This window comes from Kitasatospora sp. SC0581 (genome assembly GCF_048159585.1).
Classification (GTDB): domain Bacteria; phylum Actinomycetota; class Actinomycetes; order Streptomycetales; family Streptomycetaceae; genus Kitasatospora.
The window spans coordinates 77,634-98,162 of sequence record NZ_JBLRWA010000025.1; the positions used below are offsets into that span (position 1 = coordinate 77,634).

15 protein-coding genes and 1 tRNA gene are annotated in these 20,529 nt (G+C 73.2%); 6 read left to right on the forward strand and 10 right to left on the reverse strand.

Annotated features, from left to right (window positions below; genetic code table 11):
- Positions 1-489 precede the first annotated feature (489 nt).
- Positions 490-618: a DUF6408 family protein gene (locus ACLWS4_RS28805; protein ID WP_387967051.1), complete on the forward strand. Its 129-nt coding sequence runs from the start codon at positions 490-492 to the stop codon at positions 616-618.
- Positions 619-674: 56 nt separating this feature from the next.
- On the opposite strand, the gene ACLWS4_RS28810 is transcribed toward ACLWS4_RS28805, so the two are convergent.
- Positions 675-2,750, reverse strand: coding sequence for a DUF2075 domain-containing protein (locus ACLWS4_RS28810; RefSeq protein ID WP_387967053.1), 2,076 nt, complete (start codon positions 2,748-2,750; stop codon positions 675-677).
- 750 nt (positions 2,751-3,500) lie between these two features.
- On the opposite strand from ACLWS4_RS28810, the gene ACLWS4_RS28815 reads away from it, so the two are divergent.
- On the forward strand, positions 3,501-3,683 hold the full coding sequence (locus ACLWS4_RS28815) for a hypothetical protein (RefSeq protein WP_416875652.1): 183 nt from the start codon (positions 3,501-3,503) through the stop codon (positions 3,681-3,683).
- A gap of 674 nt (positions 3,684-4,357) precedes the next feature.
- On the opposite strand, the gene ACLWS4_RS28820 is transcribed toward ACLWS4_RS28815, so the two are convergent.
- The 6 genes from ACLWS4_RS28820 to ACLWS4_RS28845 form a co-directional block, all read right to left on the reverse strand.
- Positions 4,358-4,431: transfer RNA gene (locus ACLWS4_RS28820), tRNA-Pro, on the reverse strand.
- 137 nt (positions 4,432-4,568) lie between these two features.
- The gene (locus ACLWS4_RS28825) at positions 4,569-5,933 is read right to left on the reverse strand and encodes an MFS transporter (RefSeq protein WP_082346162.1); all 1,365 of its coding nucleotides are present in this window, start codon (positions 5,931-5,933) and stop codon (positions 4,569-4,571) included.
- Positions 5,934-6,038: 105 nt separating this feature from the next.
- Positions 6,039-6,830, reverse strand: a complete 792-nt coding sequence (locus ACLWS4_RS28830) for a DUF1684 domain-containing protein (RefSeq protein WP_416875653.1) — start codon at positions 6,828-6,830, stop codon at positions 6,039-6,041.
- A gap of 179 nt (positions 6,831-7,009) precedes the next feature.
- Positions 7,010-7,879 (reverse strand): acyl-CoA thioesterase, encoded by an 870-nt coding sequence (locus tag ACLWS4_RS28835; RefSeq protein WP_049658849.1) that lies wholly within the window; start codon positions 7,877-7,879, stop codon positions 7,010-7,012.
- A gap of 187 nt (positions 7,880-8,066) precedes the next feature.
- Complete coding sequence (locus ACLWS4_RS28840) at positions 8,067-8,756, reverse strand: alpha-ketoglutarate-dependent dioxygenase AlkB family protein (RefSeq protein ID WP_416875665.1); 690 nt, start codon at positions 8,754-8,756, stop codon at positions 8,067-8,069.
- Positions 8,757-9,110: 354 nt separating this feature from the next.
- The gene (locus ACLWS4_RS28845) at positions 9,111-9,929 is read right to left on the reverse strand and encodes a transglycosylase family protein (RefSeq protein ID WP_117490113.1); all 819 of its coding nucleotides are present in this window, start codon (positions 9,927-9,929) and stop codon (positions 9,111-9,113) included.
- 591 nt (positions 9,930-10,520) lie between these two features.
- Here ACLWS4_RS28845 and ACLWS4_RS28850 point away from each other — a divergent pair.
- Both ACLWS4_RS28850 and ACLWS4_RS28855 read left to right on the forward strand, forming a co-directional pair.
- Positions 10,521-11,375 (forward strand): hypothetical protein, encoded by an 855-nt coding sequence (locus ACLWS4_RS28850; protein ID WP_074004696.1) that lies wholly within the window; start codon positions 10,521-10,523, stop codon positions 11,373-11,375.
- A 280-nt stretch (positions 11,376-11,655) separates the two neighbouring features.
- Entirely contained in the window at positions 11,656-12,462 is an 807-nt protein-coding gene (locus ACLWS4_RS28855; protein WP_416875654.1) for a hypothetical protein, read from the forward strand.
- Positions 12,463-12,612: 150 nt separating this feature from the next.
- Here ACLWS4_RS28855 and der read toward each other — a convergent pair whose 3' ends face one another.
- The 3 genes from der to ACLWS4_RS28870 all read right to left on the reverse strand — a co-directional run bounded on the left by der (position 12,613) and on the right by ACLWS4_RS28870 (position 16,323).
- Complete coding sequence (gene der, locus ACLWS4_RS28860; RefSeq protein WP_416875655.1) at positions 12,613-14,067, reverse strand: ribosome biogenesis GTPase Der; 1,455 nt, start codon at positions 14,065-14,067, stop codon at positions 12,613-12,615.
- Between the two features lie 231 nt (positions 14,068-14,298).
- The gene (gene cmk / locus ACLWS4_RS28865; protein WP_416875656.1) at positions 14,299-15,012 is read right to left on the reverse strand and encodes a (d)CMP kinase; all 714 of its coding nucleotides are present in this window, start codon (positions 15,010-15,012) and stop codon (positions 14,299-14,301) included.
- Between the two features lie 225 nt (positions 15,013-15,237).
- Entirely contained in the window at positions 15,238-16,323 is a 1,086-nt protein-coding gene (locus ACLWS4_RS28870) for a prephenate dehydrogenase (RefSeq protein ID WP_049658411.1), read from the reverse strand.
- Positions 16,324-16,659: 336 nt separating this feature from the next.
- Between ACLWS4_RS28870 and ACLWS4_RS28875 the strand changes: the two genes are divergently transcribed.
- Together ACLWS4_RS28875 and ACLWS4_RS28880 are read left to right on the forward strand one after the other, a co-directional pair.
- Positions 16,660-18,915: a DUF4139 domain-containing protein gene (locus ACLWS4_RS28875; protein ID WP_416875657.1), complete on the forward strand. Its 2,256-nt coding sequence runs from the start codon at positions 16,660-16,662 to the stop codon at positions 18,913-18,915.
- A gap of 3 nt (positions 18,916-18,918) precedes the next feature.
- Positions 18,919-20,484: a mucoidy inhibitor MuiA family protein gene (locus ACLWS4_RS28880; protein WP_380779494.1), complete on the forward strand. Its 1,566-nt coding sequence runs from the start codon at positions 18,919-18,921 to the stop codon at positions 20,482-20,484.
- Positions 20,485-20,529 lie beyond the last annotated feature (45 nt).

Consider the following 20,529-nt stretch of genomic DNA (forward strand, 5'->3'; position numbering starts at 1 on the left):
ATGAGGACGAGCCTCATCCAGATCTCGCACGCCTCTCACCGGACACAAGCTCGTTCTCGTCGCCTGCGCTTGCTCCCTGGCCGACGGCGTGATCCGCCTTGAGTGGGAATCCGCTGAACTCCACTGCAAGGAAAGGTCATTGATCTGGCACCGCCATGAGCCCCCTGCCCATCCCACGGCAGCGCTGACGCGACAGCTTCGCGCGCCGACGGTGAGCCCTTTGCCTCTGCCCCTGCGGGGCATGGCGGCGGACCGGCATGCGTCCTGCCAGGTTCCGCTCACTGACCCCCGACGCCAACGCGTCCCACGCGGTAGCATCGTTGCGCTGCGCACCTTCCCGGAGGGTACGAGGCCTAGGTTCCATGCGCCCTCGACAGGCGGCGATTGACGAATGGTTGTGCCCGTCAGGTGGTCAACATCTGACGTGAGCGTGGTTGCCCGGTAGGGTGCCCCCTGCCATTTCCGATATCACTACCTGGGGATGGCCGCATGACCTCGATCGAGTACAAGCCTGCGCGTCGTGGACGGATCCGCAAGATCCTCACCGACATCGTCGTCGGAGTCGCCTCCAACATGTTGGTGGCGGCGCTGACCTCGGTGGCGCACCTGCTCTTCTGACGCAGGTCAGTGGCGGGCCCGGCGAGCCCGCCACTTCCACCTTTCCACGCCTTCCGTCAGAACAAGCGAAGGTCGTTCTTGGGCTTCTTCCGTCCCCGCTTCGGACGGGCGTGATGCCTTGGCAAGCTCTCCCGAGTCGGCCGCAATCCGTGGATCTCGGTCTCCCCGACAAGGCCCTTGAGGTAGGCCCGAGTCTCCTCGTCCGTGGAATAGAGCACCGTCGCCCGGCTGGCCCGGGTCATCAGCACGTGGTAGGCGTGCCGAATCAGGCGGGCGAACTCCTCGTCACCGACGCTGCTCGCACTGACCTTCGGATCAAGAGATCCTGGAACTCTCACCCGTCTTACACCTTGCGCCGACTTCTCCGTCTCCTTGCCTCGGCGGAACTCCCACTGGTCGTTCCGGCGCACCATGTCATCGCCCATGATCACTCCGCACCAGTCCCACTCGAGGCCCTGTGCGGTGTACACACAGCCGATCTGGCCGATGCCGTTCTCGTGCATCGACCACCTGACACCGGGCGGGGCGCCGTCCGCGCAGAAGCTGTCGCTCTTCGCGTTCCACGGCTCGTGCCAGTCACCGATCCTGACATCCCGCTCCAGTCGCTTCTCCCGGCCCACGGGCTCGGTCCAAGGCCAGCAGTAGCCGGCAACCATACGCGCGGATGCCCCGGCGCTCTCCTCGCCGAGGATGATGTCCCTGAGCGCGTCCGGCGTGTCCACCACCTCGACATGCATCAAGCCGTCCGGCGTCCAGTGCTCAGGTTCGTCATCCGACAAGCCGAGCAGCGCGTGCACCCAGCGGACGTACGCGTCACTGCCACCGCATCGGAACTGCTCGCGGAGGCCGTACCGCACCACCTTGGCTCCGCGCCGATCGGCCGCCTGCTGGATCAGGTCGACCGTACCGACCTCCTTCGGACGAACGACCTGGCCTTCGTCGAGGAAGAACACCGTCAGCCGGGACGCATCGAGGAGTTCATCCACCTGCGGCCGAGATCCCTGCTTCTCCGGCGGCCAGAACCGGTTCTCGGAGCGGTCACGGAGTCGGTGTGCCTCATCGCAGATCAGAACATCGAGCAGCGGGTCGGGCGTCGTGACGTAGTCGAAGAAGTAGGTGAACGTCTCCTTGAACTCCCGGTCACCGACACCGACGTGCTCCTGCATCGCCGCGTTGAAGGCCCTGCTCCCGCTGGCATAGTTGACGTTCCGGCCAGCGGCCTCCAGCTCCGCCTTGATCTGCAGGCCGATAGCGCTCTTTCCGGTGCCGGCGCCACCGGTCACCAGGAAAACTACTCGTCGCTCGTCCGGAACCAACGCGGACTGCTTCGAGGAGGGCAGTACCTTGGCAGCTGTCTCCAGGATCTGATCAGCCACCTCCTTCTGCCGCCCCCGCAGGGTGAAGACCGTGTCCGTGCCCCGGGACAACATCATCACGTCGAGCAGCGGTTCATTGCGCACGCCGATGCCCTGGAGTAGCAGCTCGGCCTCGGTGCTGCCGCCGTCGGCGGCAAAGTGTCCCTGCAAGTCGGTCAGCAACTGGCGGCGGCGATCACCGGTGTACACCTTCGCATAGACACCCGTCGGTGCGTCCACGTCGATCAGCGGACGGACAGAGTCCTCAGTGGCGTTGTGCAGGTAGGCAAAGCCGCCGCACTCGATGTCGACCGTTCGGAAGGGGCCCCGGCTGCCGGTGAACGCGTGGTAGTACTCGCGCAGTTGCAGCGCAGGGTGCTTCTTGGGCTTCGCCAGGCCCGCGACGTAGATCTGGTCCGCAACGGCCCGCTCGACCCTGGTCACGGTCGACCAACGCTTCAGCTCCACCAGCTGGACGGACGGCCGATTCTCCCGCGGGTGGCGGCCCACCAGGACGACGTCCACGAGCCTGGGACTGCTCCCCTTGATGTCCTCGTCAGCAGTCGCTGCGCACTCGACGACCATCTGCACATTGCCACGATCAGCGGCGACCAGATCGTTCGCCAGACAGATCAGACTCTCCGCCCACGCCAACCGCTCCGTCTCCGAAGCCTCGTGCTCCCGGAACTTTCGCCACCGTTCGGCAAGATGCGGCACCATCCGGCGACGCGAGTTCAGAGTGAGCAGATCCTGCGCCGACAACTTCAGCAGGAGCATGGGCACGAAGGGACTCCCCCAGACCAGACCACCAATGATTCGTGCGGGTTGGGGGCATGTCCTCAGTGGGAAGCCTGTCGGGCCGCAAACAGTACCGTCGATCCTACGTGCAGAAGCGGCTGTCAGTACACAATTCTCAGCGGCGATACGTACATCAAGAGATCATTCTCATCCCGGGCGAAGGCCCAGCCGCGCAATACCCCCAGTCGCCCGACCACTGCCATCTCTGCACGTCAGACGGTATACAGCCCGCGCTGTTCGTTCACCCGAAAGGCCCTCAAAGGCGGAGGTGAATTGCGCGTGATCCCAGATCGCCCCCCGACTGATGCACTGACCAGCGTCTCCAAGGAGCTGAACCAGTCGATACCCTCGGCCCCGGCCGGCAGCTACGGGCGCCCACCCTCGCACGACAGCCGCGACGAGGACCCATCCGCCCACGCCACTGATTCCCCGCCACCGCCATCAGTTGCTTTCCTTTGCGGCACGGTCCTGGGAGGGCTACACCGGCCTTCTCTTCGATGCGTGCAACACACCACGGCTGAGCACGTTCCAGGAGGACACCACGTCTCTCGCCCCTGCCCTCGACGACCCCCTGGGCCTTGGCCAACGTGTACCCGCCAGCCACCGCGGAACGCCCTCGACTCCATCCCCATCGACGACCTCACCCGCCAGCACCTGCCCGCATCCGTCACCGACCGGCTGCGCCGGCGCCGGCGCCGGCGCCGAGGCAGAGTCACCGTCCACCGGATCATGTCCACGCTCGCCAGCGCCCTCGCCACCGCCGTCGACACCGCCGTCGACACTGAACGCCTGGCCCGCACCCCCGCTCATCTCCAGGCCCGCCGCGAACGGCGCCTGTGGACCGAGGAGCAGGCGGCTCGTTTCCTGCGCTTCACCCATCTCGTCGCCCCGCTGCATGCCGACCTCACCTAGCTGATGATCGGCACCGACGTGCGCGAGGGGGAGGTCCTGGCCCTGTGCTGGGACGACGTCCACCTGCCCGAGCGCACCCTGTCCATCCGCGCGAGGCTCTCCTCGATCGACAACGACCAGCTCCTGCTCACCGCTCCAAAGACCGGGCAGTCGCACTTGGGTTGCCCTGTCCGACCGTGTCACCGATGCCCTCGACGAGCGGGCAGGGTCACGCGCGTTCGCCCAGATCACCCCGCCGGCGGCTATGTCTTCCACTACCCTGGCCGCCCCTGAATCTCAAGACCGTCCTCGGCCGCTTCCACCTGCTGACAAAGCCGACGTCCCCCGGATCGCCCTGCACGACCTGCGCCACCTCACCCTGTCCACCACCGCGAACATCTACGCCGACCTCACCAGACTCGCCGCCCGCGCGGCCGTCGACGCCGTCGCCTGGATCCCGGATGGCGCCGACCATGCCGTCCTCGGACACCCCGTCTGCCGCGCCCAGCACCCCTGGCGCCAGCGCCCGCTCCTGCACCGGCAACTGCCCGCCTACCAGCAGGCGCGAACAGAAGAACCAACCGCGCCCTGGCCGATGTGGCCCAGAGACCACCGTGCGACCACCAGCCGACACCACAACAGAAAGAGCGGGCACCCGGTTTCCCAAGTACCCGCTCTCACAACCGACATCACTGTCGGGACGACAGGATTTGAACCTGCGACCCCTTGACCCCCAGTCAAGTGCGCTACCAAGCTGCGCCACGTCCCGTGGTCTCGGTGCCTGCAGCGGGGCCTGGGGGGCTCTGCTGTGGGCTTCTCGACCTTGTCTCCGGTTGTCCCGGCGACGTGGAAAACAATACAGCACGTCGGGGGGTGCTCGCTGCCAGGTTCGGGGGGTGGGGTGGGTCAGGGGGTGGGGTGGCGGGCGTCGTAGGTGAGGAAGGCGGGGCGGCGGGCGGCGAGGAGGAGGACGGCGGCGACGCAGGCGAGGCCGCCGGTGATCACGGAGGTGGCGGGGTTGGTGAGGGCGGCGACGGTGCCGGACTCGAAGTCGCCGAGGCGGGGGCCGCCGGCGACGACCACGATGAAGATCCCCTGGAGGCGGCCGCGCATCTCGTCCGGGGCCGCGACCTGCATCATCGTGTTGCGGAAGATCATGCTGACGGTGTCGGCGCAGCCCGCGACCGCGAGCAGCAGGAGGCCGAGCCAGAGGTTGTGGAGGGCGCCGAAGGCCGCGATGGCCAGGCCCCAGGCGGCGACGGCGGCAAGGACGGCGACGCCCTGGCGGTGGACGCGGCCGACCCAGCCGGAGAAGAGCGCGCCGATCAGGGCGCCGACGGCCGGGGCGGAGACCAGCAGGCCGACGGTGCCGGCGTCGCCGCCGTAGAAGGTGACCGCGATGGCCGGGAAGAGGGCGCGCGGCATGCCGAAGACCATCGCGGCCAGGTCAGCGAGGAAGCTGGTGCGCAGGTTGGGCTGCTCGCGCAGGAAGCGGAGGCCGTCGAGGACGGAGGCGCGGCCCTTGCGCTCGCCGAGCGGCCGCATGGCGGGCAGGCGCCACATCGCGTAGAGGGTGCCGGTGAAGGCGACGGTGTCGACCAGGTAGGCGGCCTGGGATCCGTAGGCGCCGATGAGGACGCCGCCGAGCATCGGGCCGACGGTGAGGCCGAGGTTCATGCTGACGGTGTTCAGGGCGTTCGCCGCCGGGAGCTGGTGGCTGGGCACCAGGCGGGGGATCATCGCGGAGCGGGCGGGCGAGCTGATCGCGAAGAAGCCGGCCTGGACGGCGACGGCGGCGTACAGGACGGCGACCAGGCCGAGGCCGGCCAGCGCCTGCGCGGCCAGGGCGGCGGAGACGACCGCCAGACCGGCCGAGCCGAGCAGGCCCAGCCGGCGCCGGTCGACGGTGTCGGCGATCGCGCCGCCGTAGAGGCCGAAGGCGACCAGCGGGACGAGGGAGAAGATGCCGACCAGGCCGGTCGCGAAGGCGGAGCCGGTCAGGTCGTAGACCTGGACGGAGACGGCGACGGCCGTCATCTGCTGGCCTATGGAGGAGACGGCCTGTCCGGCCCAGACCCGGCGGTAGTCGGGGTGGTCGCGCAGCGGGCTGAGGTCGGCGAAGGCCCGCCGGTACCAGGGGGAGCCGGCGGCCGCCTCCGGCCCGGGTCCGTCCCCCGGACCGGGTTCCGGTTCGGGTTCGGGATCGGCGGCGGAGGATGCGGGGGACGGGGCGGGCGCGGGGGACGGCGTGGAATGTTGATTGTTCGACATAGTCCCTCATGCTCCGCTCCGCCCCCGGACGGCCCCGCACCGGGGCCGCCCCAGCGAAAGCCCGCCCCCGCCCGCGACGCCCCGGCCCCACCCGCGAGGCCCCCGCTACCGGCTCAGCACCTGCCTCTCCCCCGCCTCCACCGCGAAGTCCAGCCGGTTGCCCGGCGGCGGGAACGGGCAGATGAAGTGGTCCGAGAAGGCGCACGGCGGCAGGTAGGCCCGGTTGAGGTCGAGGACCGTACGACCCTCGGCGTCGGGCGCGGGCAGGGTGATGAAGCGGAAGCGGTAGGTGTCGATGCCGCTGGTCGTGTCCGCGATCACGCCGCTGAGCCGATCGCCCGACCGGCTGACGGTCAGGGTGCGGTGCTCGCCCGCCACCGTGAAGGCGATCTGCCCGGAGACGGCCAGCGGGCGCTCCCGGCCGTCGGCGTTCGGGACGACGACCGACCGGGCGTCGTCGTCCTCGAACGGGGTGAAGACGGCGGGCACGGCCCACTCGGGCGCGTACGGGAAGGCGGAGATGCCCGCGAACGCCGTCCGACGGGGTGCGGCCGGGTCGAAGACCCGCAGGGCCAGCTCGCCCTCGCGCTCGATCGGGACGAGCAGCAGGTCTCCCAGGACGGCGGTGTCGGCGGCCGGGTCGCTGTCCGGGCGCAGCAGCGCCTCGCCGTCCACCGGTGCGTCGGCGCCGTCGATCGTGATGCCGTCGGACGCCGCCGCCCGGACCCGGACGCCCTCGGCGTCGGCCCACCAACGCCCGGGCAGGCCGGGGATCTCGGCGGGCTCGGGCTCCAGCCAGTGCGTGCCGGTGAGTGCGAGCTGGCCGTGCTGCGCGCTCACCGACGCCGCCCGGCCGTCGCTCCAGTGCTTCCAGTCCTCCGCGGCCGTCTCCGTCATCGGTCCACCCTCCCGGTCGGTCCGTGGACGGCCCGCTGTTCGGGCCGCCCGTCCTCCGTCATCCACAACACCGTCCGCGCGGACGGATCATTCCCGTCGGCCCGATGTCGCCGAAACCGCAACACGGCGGCAACGCGCCGACACCGGGCACAACACGGGGCACCACTCCGGCCACACACCTACCCCTCGCGGCGCTTCAGCGGACGGAACAGCCCCTCCTGCACCACGGACACCACCAGCCGGCCGTGCCGGTCGAAGATCTGCCCGCGGGCCAGGCCGCGCGCGCCGTGCGCGATCGGGGACTCCTGCTGGTACAGCAGCCAGTCGTCCGCCCGGAACGGCTGGTGGAACCACATCGCGTGGTCGAGCGAGGCCATGTCGAAGCTCCGCTCGCCCCACAGCGGCTCGACCGGGGCGCGGACGGCGTCCAGCAGCGTCATGTCGCTGGCGTAGGTGAGGGCGCAGACGTGGATCAGCGGGTCGTCCGGCAGCGGGCCGTTGGTGCGCAGCCAGACGCCGCTGCGCGCCTCGACGCCCTCCAGCTCCTCCTTCGTCCAGCGCAGCCGGTCGACGTAGCGGATGTCGAAGGGCTGGCGGCGGCTGATGAACGGGGGCAGCTCGCCGAGCCGGGAGCCGACCTCGTCCAGGGCACTGGGCAGCTCCTCGGGGGCGGCGACGGGCGGCATCGGGTACTGGTGCTCGATGCCGGCCTCCTCGGGTCTGTGGAAGTCGGCGGTGAGGGCGAAGATCGACCGGCCGCCCTGGATGCCGAGCACCCGGCGGGTGGTGAAGGACCGGCCGTCACGGATCCGGTCGACCTGGTAGACGATCGGCACGCCGGGGACCCCGGGGCGCAGGAAGTAGGCGTGCAGCGAGTGGACCGGGCGCTCGTCGTCCACCGTGCGCCCCGCCGCGACCAGCGCCTGCCCGGCGACCTGGCCGCCGAACGTCCGTTGCAGCGCCTCCTCGGGGCTGCGCCCACGGAAGATGTTGAGTTCGATCTGCTCAAGGTCGAGCAGATCGACAAGGTCGTCGACGGGGGTACCCATGGGCACGTTTCCTCTCCGGACTCCGAACAATTCTCCAGCTCAATCGAATCCTTTGGCGACCCGGGTCATTCCCGCGCAGCGGTCCGGAACGCCCAGTTCACTCGAACGAGTAGGCGAGCCGACGAGCAGGTGACGGACGGGACGGCCCGGTCGGCCAGGAGGCCCCCACCGGCCGCACGACCTCCGGCTACGCCCCCAGCCCCGACTCCCGCACCGTGATGTTGAGCCGCCCGAGCAGCCCCAGCGCCGGATCGGCCATCCCCGGCAGCGTCCGCACCACCCCGTGGTACGCGAACCGGGCCGGGCCGCCGAACACCAGCAGGTCGCCGCTGCGCAGCTCCAGGTCCGTCCACGGCCGGGTCCTGGTCTCGGTGTTCCCGAGCCGGAAGACGCAGCCGTCGCCCAGCGAGAGCGAGACCACCGGCGCGTCCGCCCGCTCGTCGCGGTCCTGGTGGAGGCCCATCTTCGCGCCGTGCGCGTAGTGGTTGACGATCGCGATGTCCGGCGCGTACGACGCCGCCCCCGCGACCTCCCCCAGCGCGGCCCCGTACGCCTCGGCGACGGCCCTGCGCGCCAGGTCCCCGAGCAGCCGCGGGAACGGCTTGACGGGCGCGCCGTCCTCGGCGACCTCCCGGTAGCCGTACGGGTACCAGTGCAGGCCGAGGCTCACCATCCGGACGGACATCATCCCGCCGGTGGGCATCCGCACGGCGTGCAGACCGGCCGGCGGGCGGGCCCACTCCCGACAGGCGGCGACCAGGCGCCGCTGCGCGTCGAGGTCCAGCCAACCGGGCAGCAGGACGGCGCCGGGGGCCGGCTCGGAGCGCTCGCGCGCACCCGGGGACCCGCCCGGATCACCGAACAGCTCGCCCTGGATCACCCCACCATCCTCCCGCACCGCGCCCACCCGGGCCGACCCGCGCCCAGCCCGGCCGCCGCCGACGGCGGGCACACCCCCGCGCGACCCCGACTCCCGCCCGCAGGAACACCGACGGCCGCTCCCCCGACCGGCGGAGGAACCCGCGCGGCGGAGAAGCGGCCGTGAAAGCCGTGCACATCGGTACGCACATCCGTACGTCGACGCACCGACAGCCGACGCACCGACAGATCGGCGCATGAACAGATCGGCACATCGGCACCCGGTCGGGCACCGGCACGGTGAGCCCCGGGCAGCCGACGCCGGCTGCGCACGGGGCCTCACGTGCTCGAGGAGGCCTCAGCTGGGGAGACCTCAGATGCTGAGGGTCTGGCCCGGGAAGATCAGGTCCGGGTTGCCACCGATGACCTTGGCGTTGTTCTGGTACAGGTCGTGCCAGTCCAGGCCCTGCGCGGCGGCGATGGAGCTCAGGGTGTCACCGGCCTTGACGGTGTAGTCGCCCTTGGCGGCCGGCTTGGCGTCGTTCGAGCGGTTCCAGGACTTGGCGCCCTGGTCGGCCTTCGGCGCGGACTTCTGGGCGTCGGCCTTCGGGGCGGCAGCCTTCGGCGCGGCGGCGTCGTTCTTCGGCGCGGCCTGAGCCTTCGGCGCGGCCTGGGCCTTGGGCGCGGCCTTCGGGGCCTCGGCCGGCTTGGCGGCGGGCTTCGGGGTCTGCGCCGGCTTGGCGGCGGTCGAGCCGGCGGCGGAGCCCGCCGAGGTGTCGACGGCGGCCGGGGCGCCGCCCTTGGTCAGGCCGGCCTTGACGGAGCAGACGGGCCAGGCGCCCGGGCCCTGCGAGGCGAGGACCTTCTCCGCGACGGCGATCTGCTGCGCCTTGGTGGCCTGGTTGGCCTGCGACGCGTAGGCGGTGCCACCGAACGCGGCCCAGGTGCTGGAGGTGAACTGCAGACCGCCGTAGAAACCGTTTCCGGTGTTGATGGCCCAGTTGCCGCCGCTCTCGCACTGGGCGACGGCGTCCCAGGTGGAGACGGAGGCGGCGGAGGCCGAGGTGGCCGTGACGAGGCCGGCCACCGGCAGGGCCGCGACAGCGGCGCCCGCCACGACAGCCATCCGAACGCGGTTGCGCTTGGTGGCGGTGGAGGTGGTGGCAGCGGCGGTCTCGTTACGGAAGGTCATGAGGTTCCTCTCGACAGCCCCGGGCGGGCATGCGGAACCAGACCCCGGGAAGGGCCGTGATCACTCGCTGCGTCCGTCGGGCGGCCGGGCACGTGTCGGACGTGCCGCTTGCCGCCCCGGCCACCCAGCCGCTCGCCGACGACGTGTTCGAGCGATCGCGTCGGCGGGCACCTGCCACGCCCGGCGGACCGGGGGGCTGTGCGTCGGGGGTGAACCCGGGTGGCGCTCGTTGCGCCGTCCAAGAAGCTACGAGCCGGTCGACGGGGAATCCAAAACTTCGACGGTCTGCCCAGCTCAGCCAAGGGTTACCGGCGGTAACGACCATGCAATCATGCCCGAATTGTCCGCTTTAACCGTCGATTTCTAGATCAAACATCCGGACTCCGTGACTCACCTCACTGTTTGATTCCGGCAGTCCCGGCACCGACATCGACAGATTGCGACCACGAGAACACGCGGTGCGGTCGGATCCGAGGCAATTCACGTCAGCCTCCGGGGGCACCCGTGACGCCTGACACAAGGGCCCGTTGGGCATGGCGACCTCTCCGTGTCCGCCCCAGCACCCCATCCACACCCATCCGAGGAGACCCTGTGCCGCGCATGCTCGACGTCAGCGACGAGGTCCGGTCCGAGATCGGCGACGACGAAGCCGACCGCCTGCTAGGTGGCGACCGCGCCCCCGACGGCTACGAGTGCACCTCCTGCCGGACCCCCGGCGACACGCACGTGGAGCCCACCAGCACCGTGCTGTTCGTCGGCGACGAGACCGCCGTCCTCGCCTTCGCGCACGCCCGCTGCATCCCCTCCCAGGTCGTCCCGGTCTCCGAGGAGCAGCTGGCGGGCGCCGTCCGCAGCATCAGCCAGACCCAGCCCGGCGGCCCGGACCTCGCCGTCCCCGCCGCCGTGCCGAGCGCCCCCGCGCCGGCCCCGGCCGCGCCCGTCGGCCCGGCCCCGACCCAGCCGGCCGCCCCCGGCCAGGCCGCCATCCTCGGCATCACCTGCGGGCTGGTCCTGCACGGCAAGGTCGGGCACGCCTCGCTGGTGGTCGAGCCGACCGGACCGGTCGGCCGCCCCGGCAGCACCTCGGGCGAGGACGAGTTCCTCGACCTGCTCCAGGACGCCGGCTTCCAGCCCGTCACCGACCTGGACGAGACCCCGGACCAGCTGCCCGGCTGGTCCGTCCTGGTCGCGATGGGCAAGCTGCACGCGATCCTCCAGCCCGCCGCGGCCGGCGGCAGCACCGGCTGGTGGCAGGCGCACCAGCCGCTCCAGGTCACCGACGCCTGGCGGATGGCCGCGAGCCAGCTCTCCGAGGTGACGATGTACGCCGTGCCGGCCGGCATGGTCGGCCGGCAGCCCCGCGAGGACCTGCTGCGCCAGGCGCTGGAACGGGCGGTGGCGCTGGGCCAGGTGGTCGCCGCCTCCCTCCCGCTCGCCGGCACCTGATCCGGCTCCGCGCCCCAACCCGCCGGACGGCCGCCTCCCGCCCCACGGCAGCCGTCCGGCGGGCGCACGCCCGCGACACCCCGCCGCGCGCCATGCCCGGGAACACCCCGCCGCACCCCGCCCGCACCCTGCGCGCCCCGCTTCACTCCGCCGTGCCCGCGTCCGCCCCGGCGTGCCCACACCCCGCCCGGCGCGCGCACCCGTTGCGCACTCCGGCGTGTAGGCGCACCCCCGCCCCCAGGGCCCGCATCCCCCGCCCCTCTCGCTCGTTGGCCCCTACGTGTACAGCTACGACGTCTCCGCGTCCCCCGGCCGGTCCGCCAGCGCCTCGCGCTCGATCCCGGGCATGCGCCCCTCGTACGACGCCGAGCACCCGCACTCCGCGACGCCGATCTACGACGAGCTGTACTCCGAGTACCGGCGCCTCTTCCGCGCCCTGCCCGGTGACCGCTCGAACGAGGAGGACCTGAAGTTCACCGGCTTCGCGGTCCGCGACAGCTACCCGCTGCACGGCGAGCAGCGCCCGTACCCGCCCCAGCAGCAGACCTTCCACACCCTCCCGGGCCAGACGCCGGGCCTCCCCCAGTTCATGCCGGGCTCCCAGCACCACGGCTCCGGCCCCACCGGCGGCCAGCAGCACAGCCACAGCGGGGGCCACACCGGCGCCCACGCCACCCCGCACAGCAACTCCCACACCGGCGGAGGCCACCCCGGCACGCACGCCGGAAGCCACACCGGCCGTCACACCAGCAGCGCCCACCCCGGCACCCACAGCACTGGCCACCACCACGGCCACCACCCCGAGTCCCCCACCGGCGACGGCCTCGGCCCCGCCGCCCCGGCCTCCGTCCAGGACCAACCCGCCGTCCCCGCCGCCCAGTTCACCGACGGTCAGGGCTGGGTCGCGGCCGGCTACCTGGGCGCGGCTCCGCACCCGATGCCGGTGCCCGCGCCCGCACCGCCGGCGCCGCCCGCGCCCTCCCCGGTGATGGGTACGGCCACCGGTCTCGCCCCCGCGCCGTCCAGCGGCGGCCGCCACCGCCAGATGCTCTCCCTCCCCCCGGGCCCCACCGTCGACCACCGCTGACACCCGGCCCGCACCCCGGACCGCACCCCGGCCCGGCCCCGACCGGGAAACCCACCCCGGACACGCCGGAGGGCCTCGCCACCACCGTGGCGAGGCCCTCCGGCCGTCGGTCGGCGGACCCACCGGTCCTACCGACTGCTGCTGCTCCTACTACTTCTTCTTGCGCTTCTCCCGGACCCGCACCGAGATCGAGATCGGCGTCCCGACGAACCCGAACTCCTCGCGCAGCCGGCGCTCGATGAAGCGCCGGTAGCCGGCCTCCAGGAAGCCCGAGGCGAACAACACGAAGCGCGGCGGACGGGTGCCCGCCTGGGTGCCGAACAGGACACGCGGCTGCTTGCCGCCGCGGATCGGGTGCGGGTGGGCGGCGACCAGCTCGCCGAGGAAGGCGTTCAGGCGCGCGGTCGGGATGCGGGTCTCCCAGCCCTCCAGCGCGGTCTCGATCGCCGGGACGAGCTTCTCCATGTGCCGGCCGGTCTTGGCCGAGACGTTGACCCGCGGGGCCCACTGCACCTGGACGAGGTCGCGCTCGATCTCGCGCTCCAGGTAGTAGCGGCGCTCCTCGTCGAGCTGGTCCCACTTGTTGTAGGCGACGACGACGGCGCGCCCGGCCTCGACGGCCATCGAGATGATCCGGGTGTCCTGCTCGGCGAGGGTCTCGCTGGCGTCGATCAGGACGACCGCGACCTCGGCCTTCTCCAGCGCGGAGGAGGTGCGCAGCGAGGCGTAGAAGTCGGCGCCGGCGGTCAGGTGGACCCGGCGGCGGATACCGGCGGTGTCCACGAACTTCCAGGTCTTGCCGCCGAGGTCGATCATCTCGTCGACCGGGTCGCGGGTGGTGCCGGCCAGCTCGTTGACGACGACCCGCTCCTCGCCGGCGACCTTGTTCAGCAGGCTGGACTTGCCGACGTTGGGCCGGCCGATCAGCGCGATGCGGCGCGGGCCGCCGGGGGCGGCGTCGCCGAAGGTCTGCGGCGGGGCCTCGGGCAGCGCGTCCATGACGGCGTCCAGCAGGTCGCCGGAGCCGCGGCCGTGCAGGGCGGAGACCGGGTACGGCTCGCCCAGGCCCAGCGACCACAGGTAGGCGGCCTCGGCCTCGGTGGAGGGGCCGTCGACCTTGTTGGCGCACAGGACGGTCGGCTTGCCGGCCCGGCGGATGATCTTGATCAGGGCCTCGTCGGTGTCGGTGGCGCCGACCTTGGCGTCCACCACGAACAGCACCGCGTCGGCCTGCTCGATGCCGAGCTCGGCCTGGGCGGCCACCATGGCGTCGATGCCGAGGACGTCGATCTCCCAGCCGCCGGTGTCGACCACCTTGAAGCGGCGGCCGTTCCAGCTGGCCTCGTACGTGACCCGGTCGCGGGTGACGCCCGGCTTGTCCTCGACGACGGCCTCGCGGCGGCCGATGATGCGGTTCACCAGGGTCGACTTGCCGACGTTCGGGCGGCCGACCACGGCCAGCACCGGCAGCCGGAGGTGCGCGCCGCCGTCCTCGGCGTCGAAGCCGTCGAGGTCGATGCCCTCCTCGGCCGCGAGGGCCATGAACTCGGCGTAGTCGGCGGCGTCCAGCCCGCCGTGATCGGCGGTGTCGTGCTCTGCGGTCATGTTCGTCTGTTCCGTTTCCCGGCCCGGCCCTTCCCAGGGGCGTGCCGTGCGTACCTGCCCCGCTCGGGGCAGCGCGATGGTTTCCGCCGCGGCGCCTCGACGGCCCGCGGTTCGTTCAGTGGGTCGGACCGGCCTCCACGGCCGCTCCGGTACCCGGTCGATCAGCGCCGGTCCGATGTCCGGTCGGCCGATCAGCCGATCAGTCGGTCGGACCATCGGCCGATCGGTCGGTCAGACCGACGACAGCCCGGCCCGCTCCTCCACCAGCCCGGCGATCCGGTCGATCACCTGCTCCAGGGTGAGCTCGCTGGTGTCCACCAGCACCGCGTCCGCGGCCTGGGCCAGCGGGGCCGTCTCCCGCGAGGAGTCGGCGGCGTCGCGGCGCGCGAGGTCGGCGGCCATCGCGGTGATGGTCGCCTCGTCCACGCCCTTGGCCCGCAGCTCGGCCGCCCGGCGCGCGGCCCGGGCCTCCACGGAGGCGGTCAGGAAGACCTTGACGGTGGCCTGCGGGAACACCACGGTCCCCATGTCCCGGCCCTCGGCGACGATGCCGCGCTCGGCGACCTCGGCGCAGCCGCGCTGCAGCTCCACCAGCCGGGACCGTACGGCCGGCACCGCGGACACGGCGCTGACCTTGGCGGTCACCTCGGGGCCGCGGATCGGACCGGACACGTCCTGACCGTCCACCGTGATGGTGGGGCCGTCGGCGTCCGTCCCCGACACGATGACGGGCTTGCCGCACGCGACGGCCACCGCCTCCGGGTCCTCGACGTCGACCTCGTTGACCAGCATCCACCAGGTCATCGCCCGGTACATGGCGCCGGTGTCCAGGAAGCTCAGGCCCAGCCGGGCGGCGACCGCCCGCGAGACGGTCGACTTGCCGGAGCCGGAAGGTCCGTCGATGGCGACGACGACCGGGGCGTGCGCTCGGTCGGCAGTGTCCACGGGCGAACCTCTCTCTGAGCATGGGAGCCGGAGCCTGGGCAGGCGGACGGCCGGGGATGTCTCCCTCAAGGTTAATGGACCGCCGCCGTGACCCGCTCCGCCGCCGGTCGGCCGACCTCCGGGCCCGGGACCAAGCCCGAGACCAAGCCCGAAACCAGGCCCGACCGCCAGGCCCCTCCGGCCCGCCCCGACCGGCCCCGCACCTCAGCCCCGCACGCCCCGCCCTCAGTCCCGTACGCTCCAGCCGCTCGCCCGCAGCGCCTTGGTCAGCCGCTTCACCGCCGTCGGCGCCACCGACAGCTGGACGAAGCCGACCTGCTGCCCGGTCGAATGCTCGATGACGACGTCCTCGATGTTGACCCCGGCCTCGCCGACCTCCCCGAACAGCCGGCCCAGCTCGCCCGGCTGGTCGCCCAGGACGACCGCCAGGGTCTCGTAGCGGGTGGGCGGCGCGCCGTGCTTGCCGGGGATGCGGGCCTGGCCGGTGTTGCCGCGCCGCATGACCGCCTCGATCCCGGCCGCGCCCACCCGGCGCTCGCCCTCCTCGTCGGCCTGCATGGCGCGCAGCGCGGTGACGGTCTCGCCGAGGTCGCGGGCGACCCCCTCCAGCACGTCGGCGACCGCGCCGGCGTTGGCGGAGAGGATGTCGACCCACATACCGGGGTTGGAGGCGGCGATCCTGGTGACGTCGCGCACGCCCTGGCCGGAGAGCCTTATGGCGGTCTCGTCGGCGTTCTCCAGGCGGGCCGCGACCAGCGAGGAGACCAGCTGCGGGGCGTGCGAGACCAGGGCGACCGCCCGGTCGTGCTCGGCGGCGTCCATCACGATCGGCACCGCGCCGCAGAGCGCGACCAGCTCCAGCGCGGCATTGAGCGTCTCGGTGTCGGTGTCCGCGGTCGGGGTGAGCACCCAGGGGCGGCCCTCGAAGATGTCGGCGCGGGCGGCCAGCGGGCCGGAGCGCTCGCGGCCGGCCATCGGGTGACTACCGATGTAGTGGACGGTGTCGCAGCCGAGCTCGGCGACCTCGCTGCCCGGGCCGGCCTTCACGCTGGCGACGTCGGTGTACCAGTGGGCCAGGTTGCGGCGCTGGCAGTCGGCGAGCACCTTGCCGACCAGCGCGGGCGGCACGGCGATGATCGCCAGGTCCACCGGGCCGTCGACCGGGTCGGTGATGCCCGCGCCGAGCGACTCGGCGGTGCGGGCCGCGTCCGGGTCGGCGTCCTCCAGGTGGACGGTCAGCCCGCGAGCGGTCAGGGCGAGCGCGGCGGAGGTGCCGATCAGTCCGGTGCCGACGACGACGGCAGTGCGCATGGCGGGTCGCTCTCCTCATCACGATTCTCGACAGGTGCCGGAACCGTCCGGGAGCACCCGCGCCCCATCCTCCCTCATCCGCCCCGCCCAAGTCCCCACCCGCCACCCGGCAACCACGGGGGCGGCCCCGGCAGCTTCCGGCACCGGCAACCGCCACGCGCCCGCCCCCGTCCCACACAGTGCACGCGCCGCACCCGGAAATCCTGCGACGTCCGCCCCGAAGCCGGGCAGACTGGCCGCCCGGGAAAGGGGAAGGCACGGGCGAGCACCGCGGGAACAGCAGGACGGCACGACGAGCGCCACGCGGCGGGCGACACGCGAACGAAGGGGTTGCGCATGGACGATCAGCACAGCGGTCGGAGCGGACAGTCGAAACCGCCGGCCGTACCGGCCCACCCGTCGGTCCTGGACTCCGTCGTCGTGTACGCCGAGGGCGCGGTGTGCCGCCGGCGGGCGACCGTCCCGGTCCCGCCCGGCGGACGGCTGCGGCTGACCGGCCTGCCCGCCGCCCTGGACGGCCGCTCGCTGCGCGCCCGGGTGCTCGCCGGACCGGCCGGCGCCGCCGTCACCGAGGCCCGGTTGGAGCTGCTCGCCGAACTCCGTGAACCGGACGAACTCCCGGATCTCAAGCGGGACTTGAACGAGGCCAACGAGCGCCGCAGCGCGCTCGGCGAGCGCCTGCGGCTGGTCCAGGCCTCGGTCGCGGAGACCGCCGCGCTGCGCGCCGTCCCCCCGCAGCGCCGACGCGACGAACCGCTGCGCCGCACGCCCGCCGACGCCTGGCTGGAGCTCGCCGACTTCGTCGAGGAGCGGCTGGCCCGGCTCCAGGAGCGCGCCGAGGAGCTCACCCGGCAGCTGGAACTCGCCGACCACGAGCGCGACCTGGCCGCCGACCGGCTGGAGCGGGCGTCCACCGCCGACCGGACCGAACCGGTCGGCACCAGCACCACCGTCCTGCTCACCCTCACCACTGCGAGCACCCACCCCGACCAGGACCAGGGCCACGACCACGACCACGACCAGGCCATGGAGCTGGAACTGGAGTACGGCGTCCCCGCCGCCCGCTGGGTCCCGGCCTACCGGCTGTCCTACCGGACCGGCGCCGACACGGCCCACCTGGTCCTGCGCGCCGCCGTCGCCCAGCGCACCGGCGAGGACTGGACGGGCGTGCGCCTCGCCCTGTCCACCGCCGACCTCGACCGCCGCACCGACCTGCCCCGGCTCGCCTCGCTGCGGATCGGCCGCAGCCAACCCGCCCCGCCGCCCTCCGGCTGGCGCGAGCCCCCGGCCGGCCTGGCCGACCTCTTCACCGGCTACGACGCGGCCGGCGCCGACCGCCCCGCCCCGCGACGCGAGACCCCGATCGCGGTGTCGGCCGCCGTGGCGCCCCGCTCCGCCCGCCTCGGCGGCGTCCGTCCGGGCGGCTCCCGGGCCGAGGCCTTCGCGGCCGAGGAGCAGTTCGCTCCCACCGTCCCGTACGGCGGAGGCGGCCTGCTGAACGCCGACCAGCCGATGCCCGCGCCACCGGGCGCCCCGATCGAGCCGGGCTCCCCGATCGCCCCCGGCGGCTTCGCCGGCTACGGCGCCCCGCCGCCCACCCCTTACCCGGTCGCCGCCGCCGCGCCGCCGCCGCAGGGCCCGGGCGGCTTCCCGCCCGGGGAGGCCCGCCGCCGCGTCGGCCACGCCGCCCCGCCCCCGCCGCCACCCGGCCTCGCCCTGGACGCCACCCTGCTCGACTACCCCGACCTCGTCCTGGCCGGCCCCGAGGAGCCCGCCACCCGGCGCGGCACCCTGCACCCCCGCCCCGAACGGACCGGCCACATCACACGGCCCGCACAGTTCGAGCGATTCGAGTACGAGGAGCCCGCCTGGACAGCACCCGGCGCCGGCAGCACCGCGCAGCTCCGCACCCTCGCCCTCCCCCGGCACGCCGTCCCACCCCGCGAGTCGGCCGGCTCCTTCGACCACCGCTTCGACGCCGCCGCCCCCGCCGACATCCCGTCCGACGGCACCTGGCACACCGTCACCGTCGGTGAGATCCCGCTCGCCGTCCGCCCCGAGTACGTCACCGTCCCCGCCGTCGAGGAGAAGGTGTACGCGACCCTGGTGCTCGCCAACCGCACCGACCAGGCCGTCCTGGCCGGCCCGGCCGAGGTCACCGTGGACGACGAGTTCCTGCTCACCGCCGCCCTGCCCACGCTGGCCCCCGGCGGCACCCGTCGGCTGGGCATCGGTGTCGCCGAGAGCATCGAGGTGGCGCGCCGCACCGAGCTGCACGAGTCCACCACCGGCATGCTGAAGGGCAACAGCACCGTCCTCGACCACCGGGTGCACGTCCAGCTGGCCAACCGGCTCGGACGCGCCGTCACGGTGGAGGTCCGCGAGCGGGTGCCGGTCGGCTCCGACGCCGAGATCCGGATCGAGGAGCGGGCCGACTGGCACGCCCCGACCGTCTCCACGCCGGACTGCCCGCCCAGCACCCGGCTCTGGCGGGTCGACCTGCCGCCGGGCGGACGCACCGAGCTGGACGGCGGCTACCTGATCAAGATCCCGGCCGGAAAGGCCATCGTCGGCGGAAACCGGAGGAACTGAGCGATGACCGTCGAGACCCGTCCCCTCCCCGTTACCCTTCCCCTCCCCGTCACCGCCGTGACCTGCCTGGAGGACCGCGGCCAGGTCGAGCGCGGCACGACGGTCGCGCTCGCCGCGGGCGTGCAGCGGCTGCGCCTCGGCCCGCTCACGGCCCTCGCCGTCGACCGCACCCTGCGCGTCGAGTCCGGCACCGACGGCGTCCGGGTGCTGGAGTCCCGGCTGGTGCGCGGCTGGGCCCCGCGCGCCCCGCTGCCGCCAGGCCCGGAGGACTCCGACCTGCGCCACCGGCTGCACCGGCTGGACGCCGAGAGCCGGCTGGCCGACCAGGCCCGGGCCCGGCTGGAGGCCCGGCTGGCCCTGCTCGCCCAGCTCTCCGCGGACCTGCTGCGCGAGATCGGCGAGGCGGCGGGCCTCGGCGAGCTCGAACCCAACCGCTGGGCCCGGGAGCTCGACCGGGTGGACGCCGAGCGCGAGCGCTACGGCGAGGAGCTGCGCGCCACCCACTCCCGGCTGCGCCGCCTGGAGGAGGAGCGCTCGCAGGCCCTGACCGCCCTGGACGAGGCCGAGGAGGACCCGGCCGAGCTGACCGCCCACCTGGAGCTCACCGTCGAGGCGGCCCGGCCCGGCCCCGCCGAGCTGACCGTCTCCCACCTGGTGCCCTGCGCGCTGTGGCGGCCCTCCTACCGGGCGACCCTGGACGGCGGCGAGCTGCGCCTGGAATCGGAGGCGGTGGTCTGGCAGCGCACCGGCGAGGACTGGACGAACGCCCGGCTCACCTTCTCCACCGCCCGCTCCGCCCTCGCCACCGCCCCGCCCGCGGTGGCCGAGGACGTCCTGGTGCTGCGCGAGCGCACCGACGAGGAGCGCCGCACGGTCGAGGTCGAGCTGCGCGAGGAGGCGGTCGCCGTCCTGGGCCCGGCCTCCCGGGTGCCGGGCGTGGACGACGGCGGCGAGGTCCGGGTGCTGCCCGCCCCCGCCCCCGCGACCGTGCCCTCCGACGGCCGCGCGCACCGGGTGCCGCTGGGCGCCTTCACCGGCCCGGCGGGCAGCGAGTACGCCTGCGCCCCGGAGCTGTCCCCGCTGGTCACCCAGGTGGTCCGGTTCCGCAACGCGGCCGGGCACCCGCTGCTGTCCGGCCCGGTCGAGCTGGTCCGCGGCAGCGGCTTCACCGGCCGCGGCGAGCTGCGCTTCACCGCCGCCGGCGCCGAGGCCGAGCTGTCCTTCGGCAGTTCGGACGGCTACCGGGTGGTGCGGGAGAGCGAGGAGCGCCAGGCCACCGCCGGCCTCACCGGCCGCCAGACCACCACCCGGACGGTCCGGCTGCACCTGTCCCGCTTCTCCGGCCCGGAGGAGCGCGACGAGCGGGTCGTCACGGTGCGCGAGCGGGTGCCGGTCTCCGAGGTGTCGGCGGTCGAGGTGCGGCTGCGCAAGGAGGAGTGCTCCCCGGCGCCGGACTCCTTCGACGCCGAGGGCATCGTCCGCTGGGACGTCCCGCTCGCCCCCGGCGCCCGGCGCACCCTCACCCTGGTGTACGAGGTGTCCGCCTCCGCCAAGGTGGCCGGGCTCTGACCGCCGCGGGCGGCACCCCAGGACCAATCCGGAGACAACGGGTAG